This window comes from Methylobacterium sp. J-048 (assembly GCF_022829515.1).
Lineage (GTDB): Bacteria > Pseudomonadota > Alphaproteobacteria > Rhizobiales > Beijerinckiaceae > Methylobacterium.
On the sequence record NZ_JAKSYL010000132.1, the window covers coordinates 1 to 3,867 of the forward strand.

Sequence of the window (3,867 nt, forward strand, 5' to 3'; positions counted from 1 at the left end):
CCTCTCGGATTTATGACCGCGTTCGCCGGACGAGGGAGCCCGACGCGTTTCGGCAGACCCTTTGCGGCTCCGATATCCCCGATTCTTTCAGGACTAGAACTTCAGTAGGGCAGCGCTGCGGGGATTTGCCCCCTCCCCCCGGAGTGATGGATCCTTTCCCGGACAGGCGCAGCCAGGCCGTCCACTCGGCCGAGACGATACGGCCGATGTTCGGCAGGTTTCGAAACCCCGTGACGGGGCGCTCCTCGACCGTGCCCAGCCCGAGCTTGCGCGCCTCGCGGATAGCATTGCGCACGGTGGTCTCGGACACGCCCACGATCGCCGCGACGTGGCCCATGGCCAGCCGGCAATCGCCGCGCCGGGCCGTCTCGGCCGCGACGAGGGCGAGCACGCCTTGCTCAGCGTGGGTGAACTTGGCGGCGAGACCTAGCGGCATGCGGCCAGAGGCGGCCCAGCGGCGGCGGCGCTCCATGCTGGCGCCCGTGCGTGGCCGGGAGCCGACGCCGGGCCTCCTGGGGCTGCTCTGGGGTTTTTCGGTGCTTCCCGAGTAAGCCGCGCTCGCCGGATCCGGCGAGCTCCCCGAAACTGGGGAGCGCAAAACCTGAGTAACGCACAGGTTATGGCCCCGCCGCGGGGCGGAAAGGGTCCGTGCCTCGATCAGCCCGGACAGTGCCTCGGCCTCGGCCTCCGTAACCTTCCCGTCCCCGTAGGCGCGCCAGAGCAGCGCCGTCACTTGGGGCAGGGTGATTCGGCTGGCCGCCTCGATGGCGCGCCTCAACTCGTCGGCAAACATGATCCTCGGCCCCGTGAAAGGGCCGCAACAGGTCGTTCCGGGCCGCCGCAGGGGCGTCCGGTCCACAAGGCAAAGCCTCATCGTCGTCGGAATTGGCGTTCCGACTTGACGCCCGGGGGCGTCTCATGGCTTGTGAGGAGTTGCAGGTGGCCTCACAGGCCCTTTTGATTTCGACGGCCCTCCAGTTTGGCGACTGGGGGGCCGTTGGCTTTTCAGGGGTCGACTTGCGGCGGCGTGGTCTCCTGAATGGCGGCCGCGACTCGCTTACGCGAGCATGGCCGTGACCGCCCATGTCGACCGGGGCGCATAGCTAAGTCAACGCTAGAGCCCGAGCTCGTCGGGTTGCACCGCAGCAGCGCCCCCGCGTAGTTTGGCGCCGATGCCAGTCGGCCGCGTGCAGTCCCGCCGGTTCGCCATCTCGCGTGAGCTCTCAGCAAGACGAGGTCAGCATGGTTGTGACGCGGATTGTCGTGCTGTGTGGGTGTGGCTTGGCATTGGGCGGCTGTCTGTCGTCAGCCGGGACCACCGGCTCTTACACAGCCCTGCCAGCAGTAGCGGTGTCCAACTATACCCTGCAGCCCGTCACCGAGCCCGGGCAGCTTCTGAACCCCGATCTGGGCAAAACCCGCGGGGGCGTGAACCCAAACGACGACCTGCTAAAATCTCAACGCGCCAGGGCGGCCTGGCAGGACCAGCGCCCCTCGGATCTCGCCTTACCGCCGTCGCTGTCCGCTCAGGCTGGCAGCGCTGGTGCAGGAGGGGGCACACTCGGCCTTGCGAGCACGAACAGTACGGCAGCCCCGCCCAAGAAGAGCGCTCGACGTGGCGCCGAGGCACAATCCTACAACGCAGAGACCGCGATGGATCGCCTCGAAAGGGACGGTCATCGGGATGCCAAGCCGATCTGCAGCGGCTGCTGAACCTCAGTGACGATGCGCGCCAGCCGAGCAGTACGGCTAAGGTCAGCGTTTGGGAGCAATGGGCTAAGCCGAAGCTCGTGGCCATCCGAAGCGGTTAGCGATCATAGGCTGTCACTAGGCACGATCGCCGCGCGTGTGTCTCACAAGGATGCCCTACCGTGCCTTTGGATCACTTGACGCCGTCAACCGAAGGTTTACGTGACGTTCACGCGCCGGTCTTAAGGTGCGAAAGATAGACGAGTGAGCCGGCCCATTCCGACAAGCCGCGATGCGGCGCGCGAGAGCGCAGGGAGTGAGCCGGCTCCGTCTGTTTTAGGGGAAGGGCGCGGAGGTTGCAGCGGTCGCTCTACGCTATCATGCTTGATGGCGGGTTCCTCACCAAGAAGCTTCACGCCAAACTTGGCCGACACGCTACCGCAGACGATGTGATGTCCGTCTGCGAGCGACTCCAGCGTTTGCCAGAAGTGAGCAATTACGAGTTGCTGCGCATCTATTATTACGACGCCGCACCATCGTCCGAAAGCCTTAAGTATCCAGTTAGCAAAACTAACTATAATCTCTCTACGACAGAACGCTATAGACAGGCACAGAGCCTATTCGATCAGTTGGTACTGAAGCCACACGTTGCATTGCGCATGGGCGAGGTCCGACTATCGCCAGAAAAGTGGAATATTAAACCTCGAGCTGCTCGCGATTTATTGCGTGCGCCGCGCCCCTTGCAAGATGACGACTTCGTCCTCGACATTTCGCAGAAGGGCGTGGACATGCGGATCGGCATGGACATGGCGCGGCTAGCTTTACGCGAGATGGTCCGAGCGGTGGTTGTGGTGACAGGAGACTCCGATTTCGTGCCGGCGTTCAAGTTCGTTCGCCGAGAGGGTGTGAAAGTGTTTTTGGACCCAATGGGCTCGAACGTCCGTGTGGAGTTGAAGCAGCACTCAGACGTCGTCCTTGATCTCGACGCTCGCCCTGCGATCCCGGTCGACATAGCTGGTGGCTCAAGCTAAAGCTTCAAAACCACTACTTCACAAGCCGACATGCTGATGACGGGGCACGCTGTGAACGTCGACATTTTCGACTTCTGGGCTGACGTGTCGGGTGACGCTCACGAGCACCCCGCCGATAGAGACGTGCTCGCCCGATCGGATCACGGCTTCGACCTACGGTGCCTGCCCTCGAACGTCGATGGCCGGCTGAAGGACGCGAAGCTGGTCCTTTTGTTTGTGAACCCTGGCATGGATGCCGTTGACCTTGAGGAGGCGACGGATCCTGCGGCCCAGAACAAATACCGTGAGATGCGTGCTGGAACCCGAGAGCTTCGTGGCGCGGAAGATAAGTCCCGTGCCTACAAGTGGCTCGCGCCGATCACCAAGGATTTCGGACCCTGGGAGACTGTCCAGCGCAACATCGCGGTCCTAAACATTGCGGCCTATCACTCGCAGGCGTTCAAGAGCCCGCACATGCTTGCTGCCCTGCCTTCTTGTCGTGTCTGCCTCGACTGGGCGCAGACGGTGCTGTTCCCTCAAGCTGAGGCCGGAGAGAGAGTCGTAATCTGCCTCAGGGCGGCGCGGTTCTGGGGCCTGAGGAATGACCGCACGCGCCACTTCGGCAGGAGCCTGTTTGCACCTTCCACGCTGCGCAACGGCCAGATCCGCCAGACGACTGATAGTGAGAGGGCTGAACGCGATACCATCGTCTCTGCGGCGCGCGCTGTATTGGCTACCGGGTGACTGACGGGCCGGCATCAGCGGTTCCCAACCATGTCGAGGAGCGCCACACCGACGGCCGCGATGATGTTGCCGCGACCCCGCCAGGGCAAAACGACGGTCTCCAACATCACCTCCGGCAAGGTGGTCTCGGGAGCCTCTGCCTCGCGGTCCTGGTCGTTGCCGCGCAGCCACGTGACCTGACTGCCGGTGTGGTTCTCGGGCGCGGCCAGTGACGGCTCGGCGTCCCCGCCGTCCTCCAGGTCCGGATCTTCGTCCATGCGGTCGAGCACGGCGATGATGCGGTCCGCGGCGTCAAGGGCGACCTGTGCGGCCGCCTCCAGGCTGGCGCGGAGCGCGCCGCCGGCCAGCGGCTCCAGATCCGGAGCGGCCGGTTTCGGACGCGGGGTGAAGGTGAGCACGTCGCCCATGATCGGTCTCGGGTCGC

At 64.1% G+C, this 3,867-nt stretch carries 4 protein-coding genes; 2 read left to right on the top strand and 2 right to left on the bottom strand.

The genetic code is table 11. From position 1 onward, the window contains the following. Positions 1 to 10 precede the first annotated feature (10 nt). Entirely contained in the window at positions 11 to 793 is a 783-nt protein-coding gene (locus MKL09_RS12065; protein ID WP_244020403.1) for a helix-turn-helix domain-containing protein, read from the bottom strand. A gap of 1,252 nt (positions 794 to 2,045) precedes the next feature. On the opposite strand from MKL09_RS12065, the gene MKL09_RS12070 reads away from it, so the two are divergent. Next, on the top strand, positions 2,046 to 2,720 hold the full coding sequence (locus tag MKL09_RS12070; protein ID WP_244020405.1) for an NYN domain-containing protein: 675 nt from the start codon (positions 2,046 to 2,048) through the stop codon (positions 2,718 to 2,720). 30 nt (positions 2,721 to 2,750) lie between these two features. Beyond that, the gene (locus MKL09_RS12075) at positions 2,751 to 3,443 is read left to right on the top strand and encodes a hypothetical protein (protein ID WP_244020407.1); all 693 of its coding nucleotides are present in this window, start codon (positions 2,751 to 2,753) and stop codon (positions 3,441 to 3,443) included. A 14-nt stretch (positions 3,444 to 3,457) separates the two neighbouring features. Here MKL09_RS12075 and MKL09_RS12080 read toward each other — a convergent pair whose 3' ends face one another. Beyond that, entirely contained in the window at positions 3,458 to 3,850 is a 393-nt protein-coding gene (locus tag MKL09_RS12080; RefSeq protein WP_243939429.1) for a hypothetical protein, read from the bottom strand. Between the last annotated feature and the right edge of the window lie 17 nt (positions 3,851 to 3,867).